Below are 26694 nucleotides of genomic sequence, written 5' to 3' on the forward strand. Positions count from 1 at the left end.
TTAAACAATTGCAGCGTTTTTGCATGGGGGAGTGATGGTATGACGCTACTGTATTTCCTTACCCTGTTTCCGCTGGTACCGGCGCTGGGCATGCTGCTCGCGCGCGGTGACCGCGCCCGCGATGCGGTAGGGCTTGTAGGCTCCGGCATTATTATGGCGGTGACAGTTGTAGTCGCCGTCATGTTTTTTGGCACGGGTCCGCAGAGCTTTGAGGTCGCCCCCGGCACCTCGCATGTGCTCTCGATCTTCAGCTCCGTCATCGACGTAATTCTGTGCGCCGTCATCCTGTACAACGCGTACAAATATAGGAACGCGCTTACCGGTGTGCTCGGCGTGGTGCAGCTGGTGGGCTCGCTCGCCTTTGCAGCTATGACGCTGCCCGCGACCGAAGCCGTCACGGCAACGCCACTCTACCTTGACTACATGAGCGCGATCATGGTGCTTGCCGTCGGCATCGTCGGCAGCCTTATCTGCGTGTACGCCCTGGGCTACATGAAGGACTTCCAGGCCCACGACGAGCACGAGGCCGCGCTGCGCGGGCAGACCGCGCCCGACCGTCGCCCGCAGTTCCTGGCGCTTATGTTCCTGTTCCTCTCGGCCATGTTCGTCATTGTGACGAGCGACAACCTGGAGTGGCTGTTCTGCGGCTGGGAAATCACCACCGTGTGCTCGTTTCTTATGATTGGCTACACGCGCACGCCCGAGGCCATCAAAAACGCCTTTACCCAGATCATCCTCAACATGCTGGGCGGCATCGCGTTTTTGGCGGGCCTTATGTTCCTGCACTTCAACGGCATGCCGCTGACCATCTCGGGCATGATTGAGCTTTCCGGCGCTGGCACCGCGCAGTCCGCGCTGCTGGTGATGCCGGTCGTCCTACTGTCGCTCGCCGCCCTTACCAAAGCCGCCCAGATGCCGTTCCACACCTGGCTGCTCGGCGCCATGGTCGCCCCCACGCCCACGAGTGCGCTGCTGCACTCGTCCACCATGGTCAAGGCCGGCGTGTTCCTGATGGTCAAGCTCAGCCCGCTCTACGCCACCTATCCCGTGACGGGCTTTATGGTCACCAGCGTGGGCGCCATCACGTTTTTGCTTGCTGCCCTCATGGCCATCTCGCAGAGCAACGCCAAGCGCGTGCTTGCGTACTCCACCATCTCTAACCTGGGCCTCATCAGTGCCTGCCTGGGCGTCGGCGCGCCCGAGGCCGTGTGGGCCGCCATCTTCCTAATCCTGTTCCACACGGTGGCCAAGTCGCTGCTGTTCCTGTGCGTGGGCACCGCCGAGCATCATATCGGCAGCCGCAACATCGAGGACATGGACGGCATGTTCAGCCGCATGCCGCACCTGACGCGCCTGATGATGCTGGGCATCATGGGCATGTTCGTGGCCCCGTTTGGCATGCTCGTGTCCAAGTGGGGCGCCCTGGTGGCGTTCGCGCAGACCGGCAACGTACTCATGATCATGGTGCTGGCCTTTGGCTCGGCCGCGACGTTCTTCTTCTGGGGCAAGTGGCTCGCCAAGCTTTCGGGCGTCGACCCCACAGCTCAAAACGTGGAGGTCAATGTCCACAAGACCGAGTGGACGGCGCTCAACACCATCGCCGCACTGCTGGTGCTGTGCTGCGTGGCGTTCCCGCTCATCTCGAGTGGCCTGGTTTCGCCTTACCTGGCCATGGTGTTTGGCCGCGTGCCGCACGTTATTGGCAAGGACGCCATGTATCTGATGGTGGTCATCGTGGCGTTTATCGCCGTGGTGCTGCTGACCTCGTTCCGCGTGAGCAACAAGCCGCACGTCAACGTGTACCTTTCGGGCGTTGGGACCGAGAGCTACCGTCATTTCCGCGGCTCGATGGGCCACGAGGTAAAGGCCGAAAAGCGCAATTTGTACCTGGAGGATGCCCTTGGCGAGAAGCGCCTTGGCCCCGCCGGCAGCGTCGTGTGCTGCGCGATTATCCTGTTTGCGCTGCTGTGCTGCGCGTGGATTGGGCCCGAGCGGCTTGCCATGAGCGCGCCCTCGGTGCTGCGCGGCAAGTATTTCGAAGGCTCGGGCGTCGTGGGCATTTTTATTGGCACCGTGGCGTTTGCCCTGATCGCGCCGCTTGTGGGCGGCCTGATCGACGGTCTTGACCGCAAGCTTTCGGCCCGCATGCAGGGCCGTGTGGGCCCGCGCCTGCTGCAGCCGTTCTACGACGTTGCCAAGCTGCTGCGCAAGGCCCCTGCCAGCGTAAACACCATGGACGATACCTATATGGCATGCGCGCTTATCTTTACCGTGGTGGGCGGCGGCATCTTCGTGTCGGGTTCCAACACGCTGCTGTGTGCCTTTATGGTTACGCTCGCCGCGATCTTTGTGGTACTGGCGTCCGCCTCGACGCAAAGCCCGTTTGCGCAGGTCGGCGCCGACCGCGAGCTGCTGCAGGTTATGAGCTACGAGCCCGCCGTTTTGCTGATGAGCGTGGGTCTGTATCTCGCCACCGACAGCTTTGACTCCATCGCCGTAACCGGACAATCCGCGCCCATCGTCGTGTACAGTGCGCCCATTTTCCTCGCGCTGCTTGCGGTGCTCACCATCAAACTGCGCAAGTCGCCGTTCGATCTTTCGTATTCGCATCACGCGCATCAGGAAATCGTCCAGGGCATCGCCACCGAGATGAGCGGCGGCACGCTGGCAAAGATGACGCTCATGCACTGGTGCGAGACCGTGCTGTTTTTGATGTGGGTGGGCATGTTCTTTGTTTGGGACAACCCGGTGAGCTGGGTGGTTGCCCTGGTCGTCATGGCCGCGACGTATTTTGTCGAGGTGCTGATCGACAACACCTTCGCCCGCAGCACCTGGCGCAGCTGTTTTAAGCTCGGCTGGGGCGTGGCGCTGGTGTTTGGCCTGCTCAACCTTATGCCCATCCTCGTCGACGTGTTTATTTAGGAGGCGGCATCCATGGATCATAAAATGTCGCGCTCGCCGTGGGTTATTCATTACGACGGTTCGAGCTGCAACGGATGCGATATCGAGGTGCTGGCCTCGCTCACGCCGCTGTTCGATGCAGAGCGCTTTGGCGTGGTCAACACCGGTAACCCCAAGCATGCGGATATCTTTTTGGTGACGGGTTCGGTCAACGCGCAGAACCTGCCCGTCGTGCGCCAGATCTACAACCAGATGCTCGAGCCCAAGTGCGTGGTGGCATGCGGCATTTGCGCATGCTCGGGCGGCGTGTTCCGCGATGCCTACAACGTAATCGGCGGCGTGGATCGCGCGATTCCCGTGGACGTGTACGCGCCCGGATGCGCCATTCGCCCCGAGACCGTGATCGATGCCATCGTGGAGGCGTGCGGCATTCTGGATCAGAAGGAGGCCGTGCTGCGCGCCGGCGGCGATCCGCTCACCGTGGGCGGCGCCGCTACCTGGGACGGTGGCGTTGAACTGGGCGAGAGCGGGTTTGTGGCCGCTGCGGAGGCCGGGGCTGGCGATGCGCCCGCGGCTGACGGCGCGGTCGCGGCTGGTGGCACGTCCGACGAGCCCGCCGCTGCAAAGGAGGCCGAGTAATGCAAAAGGCAATCTATACCACCGTCGGGATCGATGAGTTGCTGCCGCATGTGCAGGCGCTCAAGGGTGCCGGCGCGCGCTTTGTGCAGATGCACGCCGAGCGCTGCGTGGACGACGGTTCGTATCGCCTGGTCTATACGTTTATCAACGTCCGCGCCGCCCTGGATCACATTGCGCAGGACGGTAGCTATGCGATTGAGAATCTGGTGATCGAGGGCATCGATCAGTACCAGGAGATCCCGTCCATCAGCTCGTACTATCCAGCGGTGTTCCCGTTTGAGAACGAGGCTCATGACCTGTTTGGCCTTGCCATCACCGATATGCAGATCGACTTTAAGGGTTTTTTCTACCAGGTCTCGACTGCCGAGCCCATGAGCGTGATCACGCCCGAGGTGAAGGCCGCGCGCGAGAAGGCCATGAAGGTTCGCGCCGCTGCCGAGGCCAAGGCGCGCAAGGCCGCGGCCGAAAAGGCCGCCGCTGCCGCGGCTACTGCGGGGGAGGGCGCCGCAGATGGCAGTGGCACCGCGGACGCTGCCACTGCCCAGCCCGCTGCGGCCGCCGGCTCCGATGCTCAGCATGACGAGGCTGCCGCCAAGGCCGCGCTCAAAGCCGCCGAGATGGAGGCAAAGCTCGCCGCCATGGATCCCGAGAAAGTGGCCAGGGTCCGCGCGGCGCTTGCCGCCAAGGCCGCCCGCGACAAGCAGAAAAAGGAGGCGTAGGGTCCATGGCACATCGCTCCGTTATTCCGTTTGGCCCGCAGCACCCGGTGCTGCCCGAGCCGCTTCATCTGGACCTGGTGATCGAGGACGACCGCGTTCTCGAGGCAATTCCGCAGATCGGCTTTGTGCACCGCGGACTCGAGAAGCTCACCGAAAAGCGTGACATGCACCAGTTTGGCTACATCGCCGAGCGCATCTGCGGCATCTGCGCCGTGGGCCACAGCTGCGGCTATGCCAGCGCCTGCGAGCGCATGCTCGACATCGAGGTGCCCGGCCGCGTGCAGTATATCCGCACCATTTTGCACGAGCTGTCGCGTATCCACTCGCATTTGCTGTGGCTGGGCCTGCTCGCCGATGCCTTTGGTTTTGAGGCGCTGTTCTATCGTTCGTGGACCCTGCGCGAGCAGATCCTCAAGATTTTCGAGAGCACCTGCGGCGGCCGCGTGATCCTGTCAATCAACGAGATCGGCGGCCTTAAGCACGACATCGAGGACTCCGAACTGGCGGGTATTGTCCAAACGCTCGATGCTATGCGTCCCGACTACGAGACTCTGGTGCATACGTTTTTGGATGATGCCAGCTGCGGCGAGCGCCTGCATGGTGTGGGCGTGATCAGCAAGAAAGACGCGCTGGAGCTTTCGATGGTCGGTCCGTTCGGTCGCGCCTCGGGTGTGGATTACGACGTGCGCATGTTCGGCGACGGCGCCTATGCGGACTTGGCGGCGTTTGAGCCGATTGTCGCCACCGACGGCGACTGCTATGCCCGCTGCCAGGTGCGTTGCGCCGAGGTCACGCAGGCCATGGACATTATCAAGGAGCTCGTGGCCAAGATTCCGCACGATGGTATCGGTGAACGCACAAAGCTCACGCCGGCCGACGGTGCGCGCGGCGAGGTCGTGATTGAGCAGCCGCGCGGCGAGGCGTATTACTATGTGCGCGGCAACGGCACCAAGAACTTGGATCGCTTCCGCGTGCGCACGCCGACGTCGCAAAACCTGGCGGGTCTGACGCACGCGCTGCAGGGCGTGCTCATTGCCAACGTCCCCATGATTATCCTGACCATCGACCCCTGCATTAGCTGCACGGAAAGGTAGGCGCGGCATGAGTTTGCTGACATTTGCCAAGACGGCCTTGGGTTCTATGGTCAAGCAGCCAGTCACGGTGTGCTACCCGCAGGAGAAGCTCGCGGCGCCCGAGCGCCTGCGCGGGCATATCGTCAACGACATGGACGTGTGCATCTGCTGCGGCATGTGCGCACGGCGTTGCCCGGCGGGCGCGCTCGTGGTCGATCGCAAGGGCGGTACCTGGTCGATCGATCCGTATGCCTGTGTGGTGTGCGGCGAATGCATCGAAAGTTGCCCCAAGCACTGCCTGAGTATGGACACCGCCCGCACCCCAGTCGCGGCGGACAAAACTCTCACGGTAGAAACCAAGCCGGAATAGGGTCGGAATGGGACTGGTATAGCGCTGGAATAGGGGCCGGCGGGGCAAAAATGCCCCGCCGGCCCCGCACATGAGCGCGCGGTTGGGTCGCCGCGAGCAAAACCATGCCGGTTTACTACGATGAATCGCCAATCTCCAACCACACCGCATTTGGTAAAAACAGAACCGCAGGTAGATGGCTTGCGATTTTGCAAAGAAAGCGAGTGTGGTCGGGGACTTCGTATTTATCGTAGTAAACCGGCATAGTTTTGAAATGGCACCGCATCGGTAACAGCCCCTAATCCCCCGGGGATGGAGGAAAACGGATCATTTTGGCCTTGCGAGGGCGTCCTCGCGACCCGTCCGCCACGAAATGGGCCCATCTACTACGTTTGGGCGGCCACCCTCAACCACAGCGAAAAGCGAGAAAAGAAAACCGCAGGTAGATGGCCTGCGGTTTTTCGTAAAACGCTGGTATGGTCGGAGGTATCGGGTCAAACGTAGTAGATGGGCCGGTTTCGTGGCGAGCACCATCAATTGATCCCCCGGGGACGGAGGAAAACGGATCATTTTGGCCCGTCGGCTCCGAGTCGCACCTGTTTTCCTGCGAAAACGCTGTGTCTCAACTTTGGTGAGACATTTGTCTCACGCTCAAAACCGAATCTGGAACGTGTGTCACCTGCCCTAATTGTGTCTCATTCCGTAACTTTAGGCTGATGCAAGGTCTAGTCCTGCGAGAAGGGAGACACGATGGGTAAGTACACGAGGGGTCTCTTGGCGGTGATACTGGCCGTAGTGCTGGTGTTGCCGGCTGCAGCATTCGCCATGCTGCCCGAGGCCAACGCCAGGTCCAGCACCGGAATGGACGGGCCGACAGTGAGCGGGCCGACGGTCGTCGACCCCGACACCACCGGACGCTGGGAAATCTGGGCGGCCGGCCACAGCGGCAATAAAGTAACGACTCAAAACGTCGGTCGAATCTGGACCGACAAGACGGTCGTGGCAACCGGAGAAAACGAAGAGTCGGATTTCTTGACTACGCTTTCGGCGATGTCCTCGACGTCTAATTCAAAGGTGACGGTTACCACGCCGCTTGACATCGTGATGGTGCTGGATGCCTCTGGCTCGATGAATGATCCTATGGGCGGTGGAGATTCCACCAAGCGTATCGATGCACTGAAGAACGCTGCGAACAGCTTTATCGACACCATCGCCAAACAAAACGAGGGTATCGAGGGCGTCGATAGGCAGCATAAGGTTGCCATTGTTAAGTTTGCGGGTGATGAGACCGATAAGGTCGGAAACGACACGTACCGCTCCGGCGGCCATAGCTACAACTATTCGCAGACAATGCAAGAGTTGACGGCGTGCACGGTTGGCGGCGCAAAGGGTCTTAAGGGAACGATCGATTCCATCAAGCCTGCTGGCGCTACGCGTGCCGATTATGGTATGAAACAAGCCGAGAAAAACATCAAAACTTCTGGTCGCGCAGACGCCAAGAAGATCGTTGTGTTCTTTACCGACGGCACGCCGACAAGCTTCAGCGAGTTTGATTCGGGCGTCGCTAACACTGCCGTGACGGCTGCCAAAAACATGAAGGACGGCAAGGCCACCGTTTATACCATTGGCATCTTTAACGGTGCGAACCCCAATGCCAGTGTCCAAGATTCGATGACAAGCCAAGAGAACAAGTTCATGCAGGCCGTATCGAGTAACTACCCCAACGCTACGGCATGGAATACTCACGGCACACGTGCGAAAAACTCCGACTACTACAAGTCGGCGACCAATGCCGATGAGCTCAAGAAGGTCTTCGACGACATCTCAAAGGCCATCACGTCGGAAGCACCTCACCCGACCAAAATCGACAAGGGCTACGACGCGACCAAGTCTGGCTACATTACGTTTACCGATGAGCTGGGCGACTTTATGCAGGTCGACGGTTTTATATACAACGGCACGACGTTTGACAAGCCGACAAAGACCGAGGACAACGTCGACACCTACACATTTACGGGTGATGCCGCGAACCTGGTCATCACCGTTCAGCATGCCAAAGAGGGCGAGCCCCGGACCGGCGATATCGTAACGGTCAAGATTCCTGCGTCGTTGATTCCGCAGAGCCACTTTAAGAACGAAAACGGCAAGCTTTCGGTCGACAACGTTAAGCCCATTCAGGTGAAGTATGCCTCGAGCGTGAAGAAGGTCGCACTCGACAATCTGTTTACGCCCGAGAAGGTCACGGGGCTCAAGGACTACATCGGGCATAATACGACCGTCGTCGACGGCACCGAGACCGTGAATTTCTGCGCGAACAAGTGGAACGGCGGCGAGCTGGGTGATACGGTTGCGACCTTTGAGCCGGCCGACACCAACCGCTACTACTACTTCCAGAAGCAGACGCACATTTACACGGATAAGGAATGCACGAAGCCGGCAACGGGCTCGCTGGCTGATGACGACACCTATTACTACAAGGATGAGTTTGAGGAGCAGGGCGAGAACGGCGAGGCTAAGCCCGCGACCGCCGTCATCGAATTTATCGGCGGCGACGCCGCGAAGTTCGACGGCGCGATTGTTCCCGATGAGAACGGTAACTTGGTGTTTACTGTGGGAACCGCACGCCTGGCCTTTATCGATGAGCTTCACACCACCAAGGAGAGCGTGGGCGGCAACAACACCCATACCGCCTCCGATGTGCTCAATCCCAAGTGGAACAACGTGTCTGCCAAAGCGGCCGCGACGCATGTCAACTCCTACCTGGGCAACAACGGCAAGATCAGCTATAAGTACGACATGACGCCGACGACGGTGAACACCAAGGCCGGCTTTGGCCTGACCAAGGTGCTCGAAGGCCGCGCCTGGAGGGATACGGACAGGTTCGAGTTTGGTCTGACGTCCGAGGGCAACGCCCCGATGCCCGAGTTCGCGACTGTGCCCGTGACCAAGGGCGATCTGGATGACAAGGGCAAGGCTGCCATTAACTTCGGCATGATCGAATACACCGAGCCGGGTACGTATGTCTACAAGGTTAGCGAAAAGAACGCCGGGACCACGGTTGACGGCATTGCCTACAGCAAGAACGTCGCGGAGATCACCGTGACGGTGACGCCCAACAAGAAGGGCGTGCTCAGCGCTGCCGTGCAGGTGACTTGGAGTGAAGCAGGCGAGGACGAGTTCAAGAACGTTTACACTGCGAAGTCTGTTGAGTCCAGCGTTACCGACAAGATTGACGTGACCAAGTCCCTGACCGGGCGTGACCTTACGGCCGGCGAGTTCAGCTTTGAGCTGCGCGAAGTCGTGGACAAGGAAGTTAAGCCTGTCGAGACCGTTACAAACGACGCCGACGGTAAGGTGACGTTCAGCGCCATCGAGTACAAAGAGGTCGGCCAGCACACCTACAAGCTGCGCGAGGTCAAGGGTGACGCCGGCGGTATTGCCTACGACGAAACGGAATATACCATCGTGACGACCATTGCCGACAACGGCAAGGGCAAGCTTGTGGCTACGCACGAGCTAAAGGACGCCAAGGACGCCAAGGACGCCAAGAGCATCGAGTTCAAGAACGTCTACACCACGAATGATGCCGAGGCATCGCTTGTGGGCATCAAGAATCTGCAGGTTCCTGATGGCCTGATCCCGGCCGACATCGCCGGCAAGTTCACCTTTATCGTGACCGGTGAAGAGGGCGCGCCTATGCCTGCGAGCACGAGCGTGACCAATGACGCCAAGGGCAAGGTCAACTTTGGCGAGATCCACTTTACGCTCGACGATCTTAACAATGCTCTGGGCGAGAAGCCCGAGAAGCGCGAGCACACCTTTACCTACACCGTGACCGAGTCCGGCGAGGTGGCTGGCGTGACTAACGACGCCAAGCCTTCGCGCACGGTTTCCTTCACCGTGACCGATGACGGCAAGGGCAATCTGAACGTGTCCCGCAAGCCGGACGGAAACGCGGCCTTCACGTTCACCAATACCTATAGCGTGACGCCTGTCGACTCCAGCGTCACCTACCAGATCACCGCGAAGAAGGTCCTGGACGGGCGCGACCTCAAGGACGGCGAGTTCTCCTTCGAGCTCGTCGAGGGCGAGGGCAAGGACGCCAAGGTCGTTGCCAAGGGCACCAACACTGCCGACGGCAAGATCGCGATGGGCAAGATCACCTACGACAAGCCTGGAACGCACACCTACACGCTGCGCGAGGTCAAGGGTAACGTCGGCGGCATTACCTACAGCACCGCCGAGTACACCATCGTGACCACCATCGCCGACAAGGGCGACGGTACGCTCGAGGCGAAGCATGAACTGAAGGGCGCCGACGAGGCGAAGTTCACCAACTCCTACAAGCCTGGTTCCAAGGACTCCAGCGTCACCGACAAGATTACCGCGACCAAGGTCCTGACCGGGCGTGAGTCTGGCCTCGCGGCCGGCGAGTTCCGCTTTGAGCTCGTCGAAGGTAACGTTGTTGTCGCTACCGGCACCAACAATGCCGACGGCAAGATCATGATGGATCCCGTCACGTACACCGAGGTCGGCGAACACACCTACACGCTGCGCGAGTCCAAGGCCGGTACCATCGAGAACGGTGTTACCTACAGCACCGCCAAGTACACCATCGTGACTACGGTTACGGACAACGGCGACGGTACCCTCAGCGTCGAGCATAAGCTGCAGAACGCCGAGAAGGCGATCTTCGAGAACACCTACAAGCCGAATCCTGGCAAGTCGAGTGTCACCGACAAGATCGCGGCGACCAAGGTCCTGGCCGGCCGCGACCTCAAGGCCGGCGAGTTCTCCTTCGAGCTCGTCGAGGGCAACGACGTGGTCGCCACCGGTGCCAATGACGCCGACGGCAACATTGCGATGGGCGAGATCACCTACACCGAGGCCGGCAAGCACGCCTACACGCTGCGCGAGGTCCCGGGCGACGCCGGCAATGGCATCACTTACGACAGCAAGACCTACACCATCGAGACGACCATCACCGACAACGGTGACGGCACGCTCAACGCTACGCATGAGCTGAAGGGAGCCGGCGAGGCGAAGTTCAACAACAGCTATAAGCCGAACCCCGACGAGTTCAGCGTCACCGACATGGTCAAGGCGACCAAGGTCCTGACCGGGCGCGACCTCAAGGCTGGCGAGTTCTCCTTCGAGCTCGTTGAGGGCGAGGGCGAGGACGCCAAGGTCGTCGCCACCGGTACCAATGACGCTACCGGCAACATCACGATGGGCGCCGTGAAGTACACCAAGCCCGGCAAGCACACCTACACGCTGCGCGAGGTCAACGGCGGAACCATCAGCAAGGGCATCACCTACAGCGACGCCAAGTTCACCATCGAGACCACCATCACGGACAACGGCGATGGCACGCTTAGCGCCAATCACGAGCTGAAGGGCGACAAACCTGCGACCTTCGAGAACTCCTACAGCGTGACCCCGACCGATGCAGACCTCGACTTTGGTCTGAGCAAGGCCATCGACGGTCGCGAGTGGACGGATGGGGACGAGTTCAGCTTTACCATCACCGCTCCCGACGGCACCCCGCTGCCCAATCCTGCAACCGTAACCGTGAGCAAGCGCGACACGAAGGACGGCATCGCCGCCATCAAGTTCGGCAAGATTCGCTACACGGCTGCCGGAACCTACAAGTACGAGATCCGCGAGAACGCGGGCAGCACGGTCGGCATGACGTATGACGCCCATGTCGCGGCCGCCGAAGTGACCGTGACCGAGGACGGCGAGGGCAAACTGACCGCCAACGTCACCAAGAAGGAAAACGGACGCTTTACCAACACGTATCGCACTGAGCTTAACTACACCGCGGCCGGCGGCCTCAAGCTCAGCAAGACCCTCTCCGGACGTCCCATGACCGAGGGCCAGTTCACCTTTACCGTGACGCCCGCCGACGAGGCTTCGGCCAACGCGCTTGGCCTACTGCCCGTCGCCAACGAATTCAAGTCCCCCGCGACGGCAGAGGGAACGGTCGGCCTGATTGACATCCTGGCTGGCCATGAGGTCAAGTTTACGCAGGCTGACGCCGGTAAGACCTTTACATACACCGTGGCCGAGAAGAACGACGACCAGCCCGGCTACACCTACGACGACGCTGTCCGCACCGTGACGATCGCTATCGCCGACGACACCGCCGGTACGCTCACCGCCACGACGACTGTTTCTGGCGGTTCCGAGGGCACGCTGGTGACCGAGTACAAGACTGGTGCCGCTGCGGTCGAGAGCGCCGTGGTCCCGTTCGTCAACAGCTACAGTGCTACGACCAACACGACTGGTGGCGCCGCTGCTCAGGTCGTTGCCGCCAAGACCCTGACCGGTCGCCCGATGGCCGACGGCGAGTTCTACTTTGGCATCGCCTACGCAGGTGAGAAGGAAGCCATCGAGGGCACGTGCACTACCAACGTTAATGGGCATGTAAGCTTCGGTTCCCTGCATTACACCACCGAGATGCTCGCCGACTTGGTGAACGCCAAGCGCGCTATCCGCACCGATAAGGATGCCAAGCCTGCATGGACCATCGGCTACACCGCCTTTGAGTTCACGCCGCAGCTCGCAGCCAAGGGCATCACGGCCGCAACGCCGAGCTTTAGCTTTAAGGTTATTGTCGTCGATAACGGCGACGGTACCCTGACGGCAACGCCTGTCTACGACGGCATTGAGCCCCTGTTCGAGAACGTCTACGGCACCGATGCCGTTGATGCCGCACTCGCCGGCACCAAGAAGCTCCAGGCCGCCGAAGGCCTGACCCCGGCCGACATCGCGGGTAAGTTCACCTTTACCGTGGCCGCTGACGAGGCGGGCGCCCCGATGCCCGAGCACGCGACCGCAACCAACGACGCGGCCGGCAACGTGGACTTTGGCAAGATCCACTTTACGCTCGAGGACCTCAACCGCGCCCTGGGCGTGACGGACGACGCGACCGACAAGACCGAAGCCAATGAAGCCGAAGCCGATGAAGCAAATGCCGACGAGGCAGAGACCGACGAGGCCGACGTTGACGTTATCGCTGATGAATCCGAGAACGAGAACGAGCCTGCCGCCGCTACTCCGCGCTCGCACACCTTTACCTATACGGTGTCCGAGTCCGGTAGCGCCCCTGGCGTGACCAACGACGCCAACGCCACGCGCAAGGTTTCCTACACCGTGACTGACGACGGCGCCGGACATCTGAGCGTCGTGCGCGAGGGCGACGACGGCGCGGCCTTCACGTTCACCAACACCTACAGCGTGGCGCCTACCGATTCTGTGGTGACCGATCAGGTCAAGACGGTCAAGCGTCTGATCGGACGCGACCTTGCAGCCGGCGAGTTCACGTTTGAACTGCTCGAGGACGGCGTGGTTGTCGCGAGCGGCACCAACGACGCCAACGGCACCGTCGCACTGAGCCCGATCCGCTACGAGGCGCCCGGCACGCACACGTACATGCTGCGCGAGGCTTGCCCCAACGCGCTCGGCCTGTACAAGGGCGTCACCTATGACGGCGCGACCTACACCGTCGTGACCACCGTCTCCGACAACGGCGACGGCACACTGACCGCGACGCACAAGCTCGAGGGAACCACCGAGTCCGCTGGCTTTACCAACAAGTATCACGCCATGCCCACGCAGGTCTCCATCGGCGCGATCAAGGTGCTCGAGGGACGCGAGCTCAAGAAGGACGAGTTTAGCTTTAAGCTCGCTGGTGAGGACGTCGAGTCCACCGTCACCAACGATGCCGACGGCAAGATCGGCTTCGACAAGTTCGAGTACAGCGAGCCCGGAACGTACGTCTACACCATCAGCGAGATCAAGGGCGACGAGGCCGGCATGACCTACGACAAGTCCGTCTTTACCGCGACCGTCAACGTGGTTGATGACGGCGAGGGCAACCTCAAGGCGAGCGTTGCCTATACCAAGGGCGACAAGAGCGTCGAGGGCATCGTGTTCAACAACACGTACAAGAAGCCCGAAACGCCCGTGCCGACGCCCGACCCCGGCACGCCCAAGACCGTGACGAACATCGTCAAGACGGTCAAGGGCTATCTGCCCACCACGGGTGACCAGCAGGCAGCCGCGCTGCTCGTGGCATTTGTCATCGCCATGGCTGGCGTTGGAGCCCTGGTCTGGGGTATCCGTAAGCGCTAGGCACGTCGACGGAGCCTGGGGCCAAAAGGCCCCGGGCCGCCGGCGGGGAGCCAGAAACATAGCCCCTACCCCACCCCCAGCCGCCACGGAGGCATCTCCCTCCTCCGTGGCGGCACTTTTGTGCGACCGCTCATAAGTTGCGGTGAAATACGGACTGTTTGGCGGCCCTAGGGGGCACAGCAGTCCGTATTTCACCGCAACTGAGTCGCCGATTCTTTGAGTTATCCGCGCAGGTAGGCGATGGCGATTTGGGTGCGGTTGCGTAGACCCATTTTGGCCAGGATCGAGCTGATGTGGTTGCGTACGGTGCCTTCGCCCATATAGGCGGTGGCGGCGATCTCCTTGTTGTCGAGGCCGCGGGCGATGAGCTCGGCAACTTCGAATTCGCGGTCGGTCAGGCCGGTAAAGGCTGCGGGCCGGCGGGACGCGCCTGTCTTGTCGCCCATCCCGTCAAAGTCAACATCCTCGATTGCCTTGCCCTCGAGCATGCGCTTGCCGTCCATGACCTGCGCCAATGCCGGCGGAATGGCGGCGACATCGGTCTTGATCAGGTAACCGCGGGCGCCCAGCTTGAGCGCCGACACGATGTACTCGTCATCCGAAAACGTGGTCAGGAACACCACGCGTGCTGCGGGGTCGCGCTCAAGAATCTCGCGTGCCGCCGAAAGCCCGTCGCGCCTCGGCATCTGGATATCGAGCAGCGCGATGTCGGGCGCGTGCTCGGCATAGAGCGCGACCGCGTCGTTGCCGTTGGCGCCGGTGCCAACCACTTCGATCTGCGGCTGGGCACCCAGGATAATCTTGAGCGAATCGACCACCAAGCGGTCGTCGTCGACAACAATGAGCCTCATCGGGCCTCATCTCCTTGCTGTTTGGGAACGGTGGCAAACACGCGCCAGCCGGCGGCGCCGGCGCGTGGGCCGGCGGTGAAGGTCCCGCCGAGCGCCTCGACGCGCTCGCGCATGGAGCCGAGCCCCATGCCTTCCGCGACGCCGCGACTGCACGCCCGGATTCCGCCCTCGCCATCGTCGGTAACGATGAGCTGGTAAAACGACGGATGCTCCATGCATCGCACGGTAACGTTCTGCGCGCGGGCGTGGCGCATGGTGTTGGAGAGCGCTTCGCGCAGGACCGCCGCAAAGCAGTTGACGACGTTGGCCGGTGCATGCTCGGCCAAAACCTCAAGCTCGATCTGCGGGCCGCCGTCCGAGCGCACGTCCTCAACAATGCGCTCAAGCTGTACGGAGAGGTCGGCGGCGTTGTCGTTGAGCGCGTGGACGCTGGCGCGCACAAGCTGAAGCGCCTCGTCAACGGTGCGCTTGACGTCGGCGAAGTCGGCGGCGACGCCGGGTTCGTTGGCGTGGACCACGCGCAGGGCTTCGGTTTGCAGCGAGGCGCGCGTAAGTTGGTGGCCCACATTGTCGTGGATCTCGCGCGCGATGCGGGCGCGCTCGGCAAGTGTCGCGAGCTCGACCTCGTAGTCCTGACGGTCGGCGAGGTCGCGGTTGCGCGCCTCGAGCGCGAGAGTTCGTTCCTGCAGCCCGTCGCGGATGCGGCGCATGCGCTCCTGCTCGCGCTCGAGCTGTGCGGTGCGCAGTGACAGCAAGGTGGCGGCGGCCGAAAGGATGGTGGTCAGCAGGAGCGTTCGGGTGGTGAGCGCGCCGGCGCGAAGGTCCGCGACGAGGGCGAAGGCAAAGATGATGCCAATGCCCAGCGCAGGCCAGGCGTGCTCACGGCGCACGCGTCGCGCGATGTCATAGAAGGCGAGGGGCGCAAACGGCATAAACGACGGTACAAAGACGGCCACGATGACGTAGACGTAGCTGCCGGCCTCACTGGCGCGGCGGGCGCGTTCGCCTTGTGCGACTTCGGCCAAGGCGGTGATGATAACGCCAAGGCAAAACGCTGCGACCAAGCGCGCGTCCACAGCAAGGCCTAAGGCGGCTGCGATACAGCACGCCAGCACGATCGATTTGTCGAATAGCCTGTTCATACGGGTATTGTACGCGATGGCGCGCACGGCGAAGACGCCACCTGGAGCAACCGTGACATTTGTCCCAGCAAGGGGGACCGCGACTATGTCTCGCCGACAATCATTTTACCGGAACATTTTTGATAGCTGTATCTATCATTTTTGCTAGATATAGCTATTATTTTTGCTAGATAGATTTATCAAAAGGAGGCTCTAGGTGTATAGGCGCAAGATATCGACCGTGTTACAGCAAAGACTCATGGGGCCGCGTTCCTTTATTCAGGTGGTTATGGGTCCCAGGCAAACTGGCAAGACCACGGCTATCAAGCAGGCGGCCAAGGCTTGCGGGCTTCCGTGTCGCGTGGCGAGTGCTGACTCGTCGCGCGAACTCGCGGGGGATTGGATCGACCTTGAGTGGCGCCAGGCTCGGCAGCTGACAAGTAATGGCTCGCGTGCCATCCTTGTGCTCGACGAGATACAAAAAGTTACGGGTTGGTCCGAGACGGTCAAGGCCCTGTGGGACGAAGACTCTTGGAACGACACCGAGCTTCTTGTGGTGCTGTCCGGTTCGTCGAGCTTGCTTCTCGGCAGTGGGCTGACCGAATCGCTTGCGGGACGATTTGAGCTACTGCGTTCGACGCATTGGAGCCTATCTGAGATGTCCGAGGCGTTTGGCTATAGCTTCGAGGATTATCTGATGTTTGGCGGGTATCCGGGTGCTGCTATTCTCAAGAACGATGTCGATCGCTGGCGCGAGTATATGCGCGATTCAATCGTGGAATCGACGATTTCGCGTGACGTATTGCAGATGGAAGACGTGCGCAAGCCTGCGCTCATGCGAGCCCTCTTTGAGCTGGGTGCGCAGTATTCGGCGCAGGAGATATCGTATCGAAAACTGCTGGGGCAGCTCGACGATAAGGGAAACACTGATACCGTGCGCCATTATCTTGATCTGCTGTCCAAGGCGGGCATGATGAGCGGGTTGCAAAAATACGACGCCAAGCAGGTGAGGTCGAGGGCAAGCTCGCCGCGACTGCTCGTGCATGATCCCTCATTAATGTTCTCGATGTGGCGCGGGGCGGGTGACTTGTTGGCTGATTCTGCCCTGCGAGGGCATTTGGTCGAAACTGCGGTGGGCGCCCGGCTCATCGCGCGTGCTCAAACAGAAGGCTTTGAGCTGTATTGGTGGCGTGAGGGTAATCTCGAAGTGGACTTTGTGGCGAAGCGCGGCGATGACGCCCTTGCGGCGATCGAGGTTAAAAGCGGCCGCGTGTCCAAGAGTGGTATGACTGAGTTTTTGGCGCAGAACCCTCAGGCGAAGCCGATGATTGTGGGCGATCGTAACGTTTCGGTTGAGCAGTTCTTGCGGGATGAGGTGGAGCTGTTTTAGCTGGTGATTGCTACGGCGCGGGCGGGTCAAAGTGATCAGAAATGCAAGCCCCACTTACTTAAGATTTGGGACAAACACATCTGATTGCTTTGTCCTGTGGCGATGCCGGTTCTGTTGGCGCCGCACTCGTGACAAAGCTCACTGGTGCGGCCCGCCTGCTCCTGCGATGATGCAATCGTACCGGGCCGCAATCAACGGAAAGGCCGCCTCATGACAGACATCGTCCACGTCGAAAACCTCGTCAAGCGCTATGACGACCTTATCGCGCTCGACCACTTTAACCTGAACATCGCCCCTGGCGAGATCTTTGGCCTGCTCGGCCCCAACGGCTCGGGCAAGACCACGTCCATCAACTGCATCCTGCAGCTGCTCGCCTACGACAAGGGCACCATCGAGCTGTTCGGCGAGCCCATGACGCCCGTCCGCTACGACCTCAAGCGCCGTATTGGCGTGGTGCCGCAGCAGGTGGCGGTGTTTGACGAGCTCACCGTGCGCGAGAACATCGACTATTTCTGCAGCCTCTACGTCAACGACCGTAAGCGCCGCCGCGCGCTGGTGGACGAGGCAATCGACTTTGTCGGCCTGGGCGACTTTGCCAAGTTCCGCCCCGGCAAGCTTTCGGGCGGCCTGGCGCGTCGCCTTAACATCGCCTGCGGCATCGCGCACAAGCCCGAACTCATCTTCTTTGACGAGCCCACGGTGGCGGTCGACCCGCAAAGCCGCAATGCCATCCTGGAAGGCATCTGCCGCCTGCGCGACGAAGGCGCCACGGTGGTGTATACCAGCCACTACATGGAGGAAGTCGAGCAGATCTGCAGCCGCATCATGATCATGGACGGTGGGCGCGTGCTGGCGCAGGGCACTAACGACGAGCTCAAGCGCATGATTCAGATGGGCGAGAAGATTGTAATCGAGGCCGGCGAGGTTCCGAGTGCGGCGCTCGGTGCCGTCGCAAGCCTGCCGCACGTTCTGGACCTTTCGGCAACGGCGGGACAGCTCACGTTTTCGTGCGAAGCGAGCCCGCACAACCTGACGGACATCCTCGACGCGCTGCGCTCGTACGACGTGCCGCTCGGCCGCATCTACTCCGAGCCGCCGACCCTCAACGACGTGTTCCTCGAGATCACCGGCCGCGAGCTGCGCGACTAGGGGGCGGCCATGTTCAACACCATCATCACCACGGTCAAGACGTTGCTGCGCCGGCCGAGCACGTGGGTCTGGGGCGCTCTCTTTCCTATTGCGCTTTCCACGATGTTCATGTTTATGTTTGCGAACCTCAGCTCCGACGGCACGGTCGACCCGGTGCCGGTTGCCGTCGTGGCGGACGAGGCCTGGGATGCCTCGACCTTTAAGGATGTGGCAGCTTCGCTTGCCAAGGCAGGCGACGACCAGCTGCTCGATGTGAGCGAGTACGAAGACTTGGCTGCCGCGCGCAAAGCGCTCAAGGCCGGCGAGGTCGCGGGCATCTATACGGTTGATGCCGCGGGCACGCCCAGGCTCACGCTGCTATCGAGTTACGACAGCTCGCGCGCCTCGTCGGTGCTTACCGACCGCAGCATCCTTGAAACGGTGGCAAGCTCGTATACGCAAAATGCTGAGCTCATGGCACAGATTGCCCAGGACAACCCGGCGGCGCTTGCCGACCCGCAGGCAGTTGCGCGCGCTCTGTCGCTCGAGGGCGGAACCCGCCGCGTGAGCCTGACTCGTGCCACGCCTGATGGCACGGTCATCTACTACTACGCGCTCTTTGGCCTGGTCGCGATGATGTCTGCCGAGTTTGCCGCCTTGAGCGTCGTCGACTTGCAGCCCAATCTGTCGGGCCTTGGTGCCCGCCGTTGTGTGGGCGGCCTCTCCAAGACGGCGTCGCTGGCCGGCATTTTTGTCGGCTCGTGGCTGGTTTCCTTTGCATCGATGGCGGTTGCGATCGGCTACGTGCGCCTGGTCGTGGGCGTCGACTTTGGCGGGCGCGAGGGGTTGTGCCTGCTGGGCGGGGCTGCATCCGCGCTTGCGGCGACGGGCCTGGGGCTCTTTGTGGGCACGCTGCCCGTTAAGGGCGGCAAGGCGTCCAAGTCGGGCATCCTCACGGGCTTCGCCACCACGTGTGCCCTGTTCGCCGGCCTTTACGGCGAGCCGGCGATGGCGCTTGCCGACGACGTCGCCCGCGCCTGCCCGGCCGAGTGCTGGCTCAATCCCGTCAAGCTCATCTGTGACATGTTCAACCGCCTGTATTTCTTTGAGGACCTGGGTCCCTTTGCCGTGCGCGCCGGCGCGCTTGTCCTGATGGCCCTGGTGTTTGTCGCCGCAGCCACGCTGATCTTTGGAAGGAGCCGCTATGAGCACCTTTAAGACTGCGCTTCGCATGGCGCTGGCGCACCCGTTCTACCTGCTCATCTATACGGTGTTCATTTCGCTCATGGGCGTATTCATCGCGGCTTCGGTGAGCTGGAACTCGTCGCGGCTTACCGAGTACAAGCCCTACGACACCAACGTGATCGTGGTCGACCGCGACAATAGCGACCTTTCGCGGGCGCTTACCAAGCACCTGGGCTCACGCTTTGACCTGGTCACGGGCATCGGCGACGACGCGTACGACCTTGCGGACGCGCTCGCCAAGAGCAACAGCGCCAAGGGCAGTGCCGATTGCGTGTTCTTTATCCCGGAGGGGTTTGAGGACGATCTTGTTGCAGCCGCCCGTGCGGGGGAGACCCTGCCCATGCTCGACGTGACGTACGGCTCCGGCACCATGGCGGCGGCGCTTTCGTCTGCCGAGGCCTCGCGCTGGATCTCGCTCGCGGGCGCTGCGGCGGCGCTTGAACCCGCTGCCTCCAACGGTGACGTCGCAAGGGCCGCCGAGCACGCGGCCGCAAAGCGCGCGGAGGTCCAGATCGAGCAGGTCAAGGTCGATTCGACTGCCGCCGCCACGCTCGAGTCGTATTTCAACTTTGGCGCGTACGCGATCATCTCGTCGGTCATCGTGTCGGTGGGGCTGGTGTTCTCGGGCATGAACGAGCCCGAGCGCGTGCGCCGCATGGATGCCGGCCCGGTCTCTGAGCGCCAGCGCTCGCTCGCTGTGTTTGCCGCCGCCGCGGTGCTCACCGTCTGCATCTGGTTTGTGTCGAGCATGATGGGCGTCGTGGGCTTTGCCGGCGCGGTTGCCGAGGTCGGCGTGGGCCGCGTGTGCCTTGCGCTGGCGGCAACGTTTACCCTAGCGTGCACGCCCCTGGCCGTTGGCTTTACGCTGTCGAGCCTGGGTGCGCGCGAGGAGCTGCTCAACGGCGTGGGCAACCTGCTTGGTATGCTCATGACGTTTTTGGGCGGCGCCTGGATGCCGCTGTCGCTCATGGGCTCGGCCGTGCAGACCGTGGCGCGCTTTGTGCCGACATATTGGGTGAACGACGCGATCGGCAAGGCGCTCGCGTCGGACCTGACGTCTGCCGTGCTGGGCGACATCGCCTGCGACCTGGGCGTCACCGTGCTCTTCGCCGCCGCCATCGCCGCCGTAGGCCTAGCCCTCACCCACACCAAAGCCCGAGCCTAGCCATCGGGTACTCATTGGGGACAGACTTAAACGACCAAGAGTGGTCATTGGGGACAGACTTAAATGACTAGTTATCGGGGACAGTCTTTGCCGATTCGCCGCCTCGCCGGCTGGGTTGGCAAGGACTGTCCCCAACTGCCGGCAGGAAAGGAACGTCCCTAACTGCCGGATAGCGAAAGAGTGTCCCTAGTGACTAGTCGTTTAAGAACGTCCCCAATGACTAGTTTGAAATAAATGTCATATGTCACACAAAAATAGTTCGCCTGGGTTTACTATAACCCTAGAAAAGTAGCAGAAGGCTAACAATGGGGGATAGTATGGCGACGAAGCAAGCCTACGTCCAGGTTAAGGACCTCAAGAAACACTACGGCGACGGCGATGCACGCCTGACGGTGCTTGACGGCATCGACACATCCATCAACCGCGGCGAGATCTGCGTCATGCTGGGGCCCTCGGGTTCGGGCAAGTCGACGTTCCTCAATCTCATCGGTGGCCTGGAGGACGCCGACGGCGGCTCCATTATGGTGGACGGCTGCGACCTGACGACGCTCAAGCCCGCCGACCTGGGCGAGTACCGCCGCCGCGAGCTGGGCTTTGTCTTCCAGTTCTACAACTTGGTGCCCGACCTCACCATCAAGGAAAACATCGAGGTCACGGCGCACCTGTCCAAAAACCCGCTCAACGTCGATGACCTGCTGCGCTCGCTGGGCCTCTACGAGCACCGCAACAAGTTTCCGCGCCAGGTCTCGGGCGGTCAGCAGCAGCGCTGCGCCATCGGCCGTGCGCTCGTCAAAAATCCGGGCTTGCTGCTGTGCGACGAGCCCACGGGCGCGCTCGATTACAAGACATCCAAGGAGATCCTGCAGCTCATGGAGGACGTCAACCGTACCTACGGCTGCACCATCATCATCGTCACCCACAACGCCGCCATCGCCCGCATGGCCAACCGCGTGCTGCGCCTGCGCGATGGGCGCATCGTCGAGGACGAGCTCAACGAGTCGCCCGCCGCGGCCGCCGAGCTCGATTGGTAGGCGGCGCCATGTCACCTCTCGCAAAACGACTCCCCCGCGAGCTGCGCCGCAATATCGGAAAGTACCTGGGAATCTTCCTGCTTATGTGCGGAAGTATCGCCCTCACGTCGGGCTTTTTGCTTGCGGCCCATTCCATCGGCTGCCTCATCGACGGCATGCGCGACGAGTACACAATCGAGGACGGTCGCCTGACCACGGCGTTCGAGGCCACCGACGACCAGCTCAAAGCCGCCGAGAATGCGGCCAGCGACACCGGCGGCGTCACGCTCTACAAGAACTTCTCCATCGACGCCATCATCAAAAAGGCGTCCGGCGACGACGGCACCAAGCGCACCCTGCGCACCTATGCTCACCGTACCAAGGTCGATATCGCGTCCTACTGCGAAGGCAAGCAGCCCCGCGCGGACGACGAGGTGGCCATCGACCGCGTCTTCGCCACCAACAACGATCTCGCCGTGGGCGATAAGGTCGAGCTCGAGGGCCGCACCTACACCATCTGCGGCATCATGACGCAGCCCGATAGCCAGGCGCTGTTCCTCAACAACTCCGACTTTACGGTGAACACCATCACCTATGGCGTGGCCGAGGTCACCGACGCCGGATTTGCCGCGCTCGAGGACGCCGGCGGCGCGCCCACCTACACCTACTCCTTTACCTTTAACGACCGCGACCTCTCCACCGCGGATCGCATCGATGCCGAGCAGGATATGGTCGAGGCGCTGGTGGATGCCGATGCGCGCGTGGATGACCTGACCGATGCCGATTCCAACCAGGGCATTGGCTATGCGCGCGACGATGTGGACGGCGACTCCATGATGTGGACGACGCTGCTCGACATCATCATCGTGATCATGGCGTTTGTCTTTGTGGTGCTCACCGACGCCACCATCGAGGAGGAGAGCGCCATTATCGGGACGCTGCTCGCCAGCGGCTATCGCCGTCGCGAGATCGTGCTGCACTACCTTGCGCTTCCCGCCATCGTGGGCGTGCTCGCGGCGCTTTTGGGCACCGCGCTCGGCGTTGCGTTCTTTACCGAGCCCATGCGCAGCCTCTATTACGGCTCGTACAGCCTACCGCCCTTCCAGGTGTACTGGAGCTGGGAGATCTTTGTAAAGTGCGCCGTGGTTCCTGCCTTCGCACTCATCCTCATTACCTTGGTGGGCCTGCTCCGCAAGATGGGAAAGACCCCGCTGCAGTTCCTCCGTCACGAGGCTGGTGGCAAGTCGGGTACCAAGCGCGGTTTTCAGCTGCCGGAGCGCATGGGCTTTGTCTCGCGCTTCCGCCTACGCATCTTCCTGCGCAACCTGGGCAACTTCGCCACGCTCTTTGTGGGCATCGCGTTTGCGTCGCTGCTGCTGCTCTTTGGTCTGGCGATCCTGCCAACGATGACGCACTATGCGGACAACCTGGAGACGAGTTTGGTCGCCGAGCATCAATACACGCTCAAGGCTCCGTTGGAGCTTGAGGGTACCGCCGAGGAGCGTGAGCAGTGGTCGGCGCTCGAGCGCCTGCAGTCGGTCGACGGTTCGCTGCTTGCTGCCGCCCAGGATGCGGATGACGAGCTTGATGACGCGGTCGATGCCGCGCAGGCGGCGGCCAATGCTGCGACCAGCGCTCCGTCTGCCGAGAGCCTGACTGCAGCGCAGGACGCGCTCGCAACGGTTCAGGACAAGAAGGACGCCCTCTATGCGCGCCTCGACGATCTTGCCGATGCCCTTGGCTGCGACCGTGACGAGGCCATCAATCTGATCGACAAGGCCTCGAAGATCGACGCGGATAACGACGACATTCACCCCGTCAATACGACGGACAACGGTGCGGGCAAGATTGCACAGGCCGAGAAATACGCCGTTTACCAGCTGCAATACGACCGCGGCGACGGAAATGGGCAGGAGACGATCTCCATCTACGGCGTCTCGCCCGATTCACGCTACTGGAAAGGGCTGGACGTCGGCGATGGACGCGTTATCTTTGGCGGCGGCCTGCTCGACAAGTTTGGCTGGAGCGAGGGGCAGAAGGTCACGCTCCGCGACAAGTACGAGGGTAAGGACTATTCGCTGGAGTACGCGGGCAAGGACGCCACCTGGGGCTCCAAGTCGGACATGAATATCTACATAAGTATCGATGACTTTAACGAGTTGTTCGGCAACGACGCCACTTACTTTAACGGCTACGTGAGCGACGAGAAGCTCAGCCTCGACGCGCGATACTTTGCCGGCGACACCACACCCGACGACATGCGCGCCGTGGGTGACCAGTTTATCGGCATGATGAGCGACATGATCGGCATGATGGTCGGGCTCGCGGTGTTCATTTTCCTACTGTTTATGTATCTGCTGACCAAGGCCGTCATCGACCACAGCGCCCGCTCGATCAGCTACATGAAGGTCTTTGGCTATCGCGATGGCGAGATCTCGCATCTGTACATCCGCTCGATTACGCTGTGCGTGGCGGCGTCGCTTGTGCTGAGCCTGCCCGTGATTATCGGCTCACTTACGGCTATCTTCCGCTCTATGCTGCTCGCCTACAACGGCAATATCGAGATCTATGTGCCCGCCTGGTCCATGGCGGCGTGTGTCGGCATCGGCTTTGCGACCTATCTGGTCGTGGCGCTGCTGCACACGCGCTCCATCAAGCGCGTCCCCCTGGCCGAGGCCCTCAAGGTGCAGGAATAAACCCACGTATGCGGGGCGCTCTCTTAAGGGGGTGCCCCGTTTTGGTACTCATTAATCTGATAACAAGGAGAAGCCATGGCCAGATCGGCAGATGACTATAAGCAGCTTTCCATTAAGGAGTTCACCGAGGCGGCGCGGATCTACGAGTCCGACCATGCCGGTATTTACGAGATGTGCAAGGACGACTACCCGCAGATGCTTGCGGAGCTGGAGTTGGAGCCGTTTGAGGACGTGCTCGATGTTGGCTGCGGAACGGGTGCGGTGCTGGAGCTGCTGCACGAGCGGTATCCGCACAAACAACTGACGGGACTCGACCTTACCCCCAAGATGATCGAGGTCGCTTGTGCCAAGCAGCTCGACAACATCAACTTTATCGTCGGCGATGCCGAGAACCTGCCGTTTGAGTCTCAGGGCTTCGATGCCGTGCTCTGCTCCAACAGCTTTCACCATTATCCGCACCCGGACAGGTTTTTCGCGGAGGCGGCGCGCGTCTTGCGCCCCGGCGGGCGTTTGATTCTTCGCGACTACACATCGAACGATGTCGTAGTGTGGCTCATGAACAACCTTGAGCTGCCGCTGGCCCACCTCTTTGGTCACGGTGACGTGCGGATCTGCAAGATGTCCGAGTTTCGTGACCTTGCCGAGACTGCTGGCCTAAAGCTGCTGAAGCTCGAGGCCCAGAAGGGATTTCGCGCACACTTGGTGGCGAGAAAGCGGTAGGGGTGCGGTTGCTCTGGGCACCTCTGGCGGCTAGTCGTTTAGGAACGTCCCCAGCTGCCGGATGGCCCGCCGCTGCGCTTGACTTTGACCCTACTCCAATGGGTACCATCCTCTTATGTCTGTAACGCCATATAGACCGAGGGGATATGTCTATGACCGCAACCGCACCCGCTGCACCCGCCAAGGTGTACTTTACGAACCTGCGCACGCATGCTCGCGAGAGCCAGCTCGACAAGCTCAAGCGCCTCATCCGCCGCGCCGGCATCGAGCAGATCGACTTTGAGAACAAGTTCGTCGCCATCAAGATTCACTTTGGCGAGCTGGGCAACCTGAGCTTTTTGCGCCCCAACTACGCCCGCGCCGTCGCGGATGTCGTCAAGGAACTGGGCGGCAAGCCCTTCCTCACCGACTGCAACACGCTCTACGTCGGTAGCCGCAAAAACGCACTCGAGCACATCGACACTGCCTATCAGAACGGTTTCACCCCGTACGCCACGGGCTGCCAGGTCATCATCGCCGACGGCCTCAAGGGTACCGACGAGGCGCTCGTCCCGGTCGAGGGCGGCGAGTACGTGCACGAGGCCAAGATCGGCCAGGCGCTCATGGACGCCGATATCGTGATCAGCCTCACCCACTTTAAGGGCCATGAGCAGGCCGGTTTTGGCGGCGCCATGAAGAACCTGGGCATGGGTGGCGGCAGCCGCGCCGGCAAGATGGAGCAGCACGCCGCCGGCAAGCCGAGCGTTGCGACCGAGCATTGCGTGGGCTGCCGTGCCTGCGAGAAGATCTGCGCGCACAACGCCATCTCGTTTGACGACACCCGCGAGCGCGAGCTTGCCAACGGCGGCACCCGCACGGTGCACGTGGCCGCCATCGACCACGACCGCTGCCTAGGCTGCGGCCGCTGCATCGGCGTGTGCAACCAGGACGCCATCAAGCCCGACTACGACGCCAAGGCCAGCGCGGCCGACGTGCTCAACTGCAAGATCGCCGAGTACACGAAGGCCATCGTCGACGGTCGCCCGAGCTTCCACATCTCGCTGGCCATGGATATCAGCCCCAACTGCGACTGCCATCCCGAGAACGACACGCCCATCGTCAACGACATCGGCATGTTCGCGAGTTTCGATCCAGTTGCCATCGACCAAGCCTGCGCCGACGCCGTCATGGCATCCGAGCCGCTTCCTAACACTGAGCTCACCGATAGCGCCGCCAAGATGGAGCACAATCACGAGCATCTGGAGGGCGAGCAGGCCAAGGATCCCTTCTGCATCACGCATCCCGATACCGACTGGCGCTCCTGCATCGCGCACGCCGAGAAAATTGGCCTGGGCACGAGCGAGTACGAGCTCATCGAGGTCAAGTAGCGCTAGGCTATTGGACAAATCACGCGCTTTTGTTGCGTAACGTAAACTAAAACCGCCCGTGAGCGCAGCGCTCACGGGCGGTTTTTCGGAAGTATGCGGCAAATTTCGAAACCGCCGAGCACACGACGGTCGCGCGCGCAGACGTGGTGTAAGAGTGTCCTGAGGTCCGTCGCTGCAAGTC

At 61.4% G+C, this 26694-nt stretch carries 16 protein-coding genes; 14 read left to right on the forward strand and 2 right to left on the reverse strand.

From position 1 onward, the window contains the following. The first annotated feature begins 39 nt into the window (after window positions 1-39). From I2G43_RS10105 to I2G43_RS10130, 6 genes are all read left to right on the forward strand, one after another. A complete protein-coding gene (locus tag I2G43_RS10105; protein ID WP_195536042.1) occupies window positions 40-2922 on the forward strand; it encodes a proton-conducting transporter membrane subunit in 2883 nt (960 codons plus the stop codon). 12 nt (window positions 2923-2934) lie between these two features. Continuing rightward, the gene (locus tag I2G43_RS10110) at window positions 2935-3540 is read left to right on the forward strand and encodes an NADH-quinone oxidoreductase subunit B family protein (protein WP_195536043.1); all 606 of its coding nucleotides are present in this window, start codon (window positions 2935-2937) and stop codon (window positions 3538-3540) included. After that, entirely contained in the window at window positions 3540-4259 is a 720-nt protein-coding gene (locus I2G43_RS10115) for an NADH-quinone oxidoreductase subunit C (protein WP_195536044.1), read from the forward strand. The genes I2G43_RS10110 and I2G43_RS10115 overlap by 1 nt, the downstream gene beginning before the upstream one ends. A 5-nt stretch (window positions 4260-4264) precedes the next feature. Continuing rightward, window positions 4265-5353, forward strand: coding sequence for a nickel-dependent hydrogenase large subunit (locus I2G43_RS10120; RefSeq protein ID WP_195536045.1), 1089 nt, complete (start codon window positions 4265-4267; stop codon window positions 5351-5353). A 7-nt stretch (window positions 5354-5360) separates the two neighbouring features. Beyond that, on the forward strand, window positions 5361-5702 hold the full coding sequence (locus I2G43_RS10125; protein WP_195536046.1) for a 4Fe-4S dicluster domain-containing protein: 342 nt from the start codon (window positions 5361-5363) through the stop codon (window positions 5700-5702). A gap of 729 nt (window positions 5703-6431) precedes the next feature. After that, entirely contained in the window at window positions 6432-13820 is a 7389-nt protein-coding gene (locus I2G43_RS10130) for a Spy0128 family protein (RefSeq protein ID WP_195536047.1), read from the forward strand. Between the two features lie 221 nt (window positions 13821-14041). On the opposite strand, the gene I2G43_RS10135 is transcribed toward I2G43_RS10130, so the two are convergent. Then, window positions 14042-14671: a response regulator gene (locus I2G43_RS10135; RefSeq protein ID WP_195536048.1), complete on the reverse strand. Its 630-nt coding sequence runs from the start codon at window positions 14669-14671 to the stop codon at window positions 14042-14044. Continuing rightward, a complete protein-coding gene (locus I2G43_RS10665; RefSeq protein ID WP_195536049.1) occupies window positions 14668-15840 on the reverse strand; it encodes a sensor histidine kinase in 1173 nt (390 codons plus the stop codon). The genes I2G43_RS10135 and I2G43_RS10665 overlap by 4 nt, the downstream gene beginning before the upstream one ends. Window positions 15841-16009: 169 nt before the next feature. On the opposite strand from I2G43_RS10665, the gene I2G43_RS10145 reads away from it, so the two are divergent. The 8 genes from I2G43_RS10145 (at window position 16010) to I2G43_RS10180 (ending at window position 26513) form a co-directional block, all read left to right on the forward strand. After that, the gene (locus tag I2G43_RS10145) at window positions 16010-17182 is read left to right on the forward strand and encodes an ATP-binding protein (RefSeq protein ID WP_324249543.1); all 1173 of its coding nucleotides are present in this window, start codon (window positions 16010-16012) and stop codon (window positions 17180-17182) included. A gap of 210 nt (window positions 17183-17392) precedes the next feature. Then, complete coding sequence (locus tag I2G43_RS10150) at window positions 17393-18331, forward strand: ABC transporter ATP-binding protein (protein ID WP_195536050.1); 939 nt, start codon at window positions 17393-17395, stop codon at window positions 18329-18331. A gap of 9 nt (window positions 18332-18340) precedes the next feature. After that, window positions 18341-19528, forward strand: a complete 1188-nt coding sequence (locus tag I2G43_RS10155; protein ID WP_195536051.1) for an ABC transporter permease — start codon at window positions 18341-18343, stop codon at window positions 19526-19528. After that, complete coding sequence (locus I2G43_RS10160) at window positions 19515-20720, forward strand: ABC transporter permease (RefSeq protein ID WP_195536052.1); 1206 nt, start codon at window positions 19515-19517, stop codon at window positions 20718-20720. The genes I2G43_RS10155 and I2G43_RS10160 overlap by 14 nt, the downstream gene beginning before the upstream one ends. 305 nt (window positions 20721-21025) lie before the next feature. Then, window positions 21026-21751 carry an ABC transporter ATP-binding protein gene (locus tag I2G43_RS10165; protein WP_195536053.1) on the forward strand — a complete coding sequence of 242 codons (726 nt, stop codon included), beginning with the start codon at window positions 21026-21028 and terminating at the stop codon, window positions 21749-21751. A gap of 8 nt (window positions 21752-21759) precedes the next feature. Beyond that, window positions 21760-24426: an ABC transporter permease gene (locus tag I2G43_RS10170; RefSeq protein ID WP_195536054.1), complete on the forward strand. Its 2667-nt coding sequence runs from the start codon at window positions 21760-21762 to the stop codon at window positions 24424-24426. Between the two features lie 75 nt (window positions 24427-24501). Next, the gene (locus tag I2G43_RS10175; protein ID WP_195536055.1) at window positions 24502-25146 is read left to right on the forward strand and encodes a class I SAM-dependent methyltransferase; all 645 of its coding nucleotides are present in this window, start codon (window positions 24502-24504) and stop codon (window positions 25144-25146) included. Between the two features lie 152 nt (window positions 25147-25298). After that, window positions 25299-26513 carry a DUF362 domain-containing protein gene (locus I2G43_RS10180; protein ID WP_195536056.1) on the forward strand — a complete coding sequence of 405 codons (1215 nt, stop codon included), beginning with the start codon at window positions 25299-25301 and terminating at the stop codon, window positions 26511-26513. The last annotated feature ends 181 nt before the right edge of the window (window positions 26514-26694 follow it).

Origin of the sequence: Collinsella aerofaciens, assembly GCF_015557435.1 — a bacterium.
Lineage (GTDB): Bacteria > Actinomycetota > Coriobacteriia > Coriobacteriales > Coriobacteriaceae > Collinsella > Collinsella aerofaciens_Z.

Excerpts from the sequence above, each read along its gene's own strand:
- I2G43_RS10105 (WP_195536042.1), top strand. The coding sequence starts at position 40 with ATGACGCTACTGTATTTCCTTACCCTGTTTCCGCTGGTACCGGCGCTG.
- I2G43_RS10110 (WP_195536043.1), top strand. The coding sequence starts at position 2,935 with ATGGATCATAAAATGTCGCGCTCGCCGTGGGTTATTCATTACGACGGT.
- I2G43_RS10115 (WP_195536044.1), top strand. The coding sequence starts at position 3,540 with ATGCAAAAGGCAATCTATACCACCGTCGGGATCGATGAGTTGCTGCCG.
- I2G43_RS10120 (WP_195536045.1), top strand. The coding sequence starts at position 4,265 with ATGGCACATCGCTCCGTTATTCCGTTTGGCCCGCAGCACCCGGTGCTG.
- I2G43_RS10125 (WP_195536046.1), top strand. The coding sequence starts at position 5,361 with ATGAGTTTGCTGACATTTGCCAAGACGGCCTTGGGTTCTATGGTCAAG.
- I2G43_RS10130 (WP_195536047.1), top strand. The coding sequence starts at position 6,432 with ATGGGTAAGTACACGAGGGGTCTCTTGGCGGTGATACTGGCCGTAGTG.
- I2G43_RS10135 (WP_195536048.1), bottom strand. The coding sequence starts at position 14,671 with ATGAGGCTCATTGTTGTCGACGACGACCGCTTGGTGGTCGATTCGCTC.
- I2G43_RS10150 (WP_195536050.1), top strand. The coding sequence starts at position 17,393 with ATGACAGACATCGTCCACGTCGAAAACCTCGTCAAGCGCTATGACGAC.
- I2G43_RS10155 (WP_195536051.1), top strand. The coding sequence starts at position 18,341 with ATGTTCAACACCATCATCACCACGGTCAAGACGTTGCTGCGCCGGCCG.
- I2G43_RS10160 (WP_195536052.1), top strand. The coding sequence starts at position 19,515 with ATGAGCACCTTTAAGACTGCGCTTCGCATGGCGCTGGCGCACCCGTTC.
- I2G43_RS10165 (WP_195536053.1), top strand. The coding sequence starts at position 21,026 with ATGGGGGATAGTATGGCGACGAAGCAAGCCTACGTCCAGGTTAAGGAC.
- I2G43_RS10170 (WP_195536054.1), top strand. The coding sequence starts at position 21,760 with ATGTCACCTCTCGCAAAACGACTCCCCCGCGAGCTGCGCCGCAATATC.
- I2G43_RS10175 (WP_195536055.1), top strand. The coding sequence starts at position 24,502 with ATGGCCAGATCGGCAGATGACTATAAGCAGCTTTCCATTAAGGAGTTC.
- I2G43_RS10180 (WP_195536056.1), top strand. The coding sequence starts at position 25,299 with ATGACCGCAACCGCACCCGCTGCACCCGCCAAGGTGTACTTTACGAAC.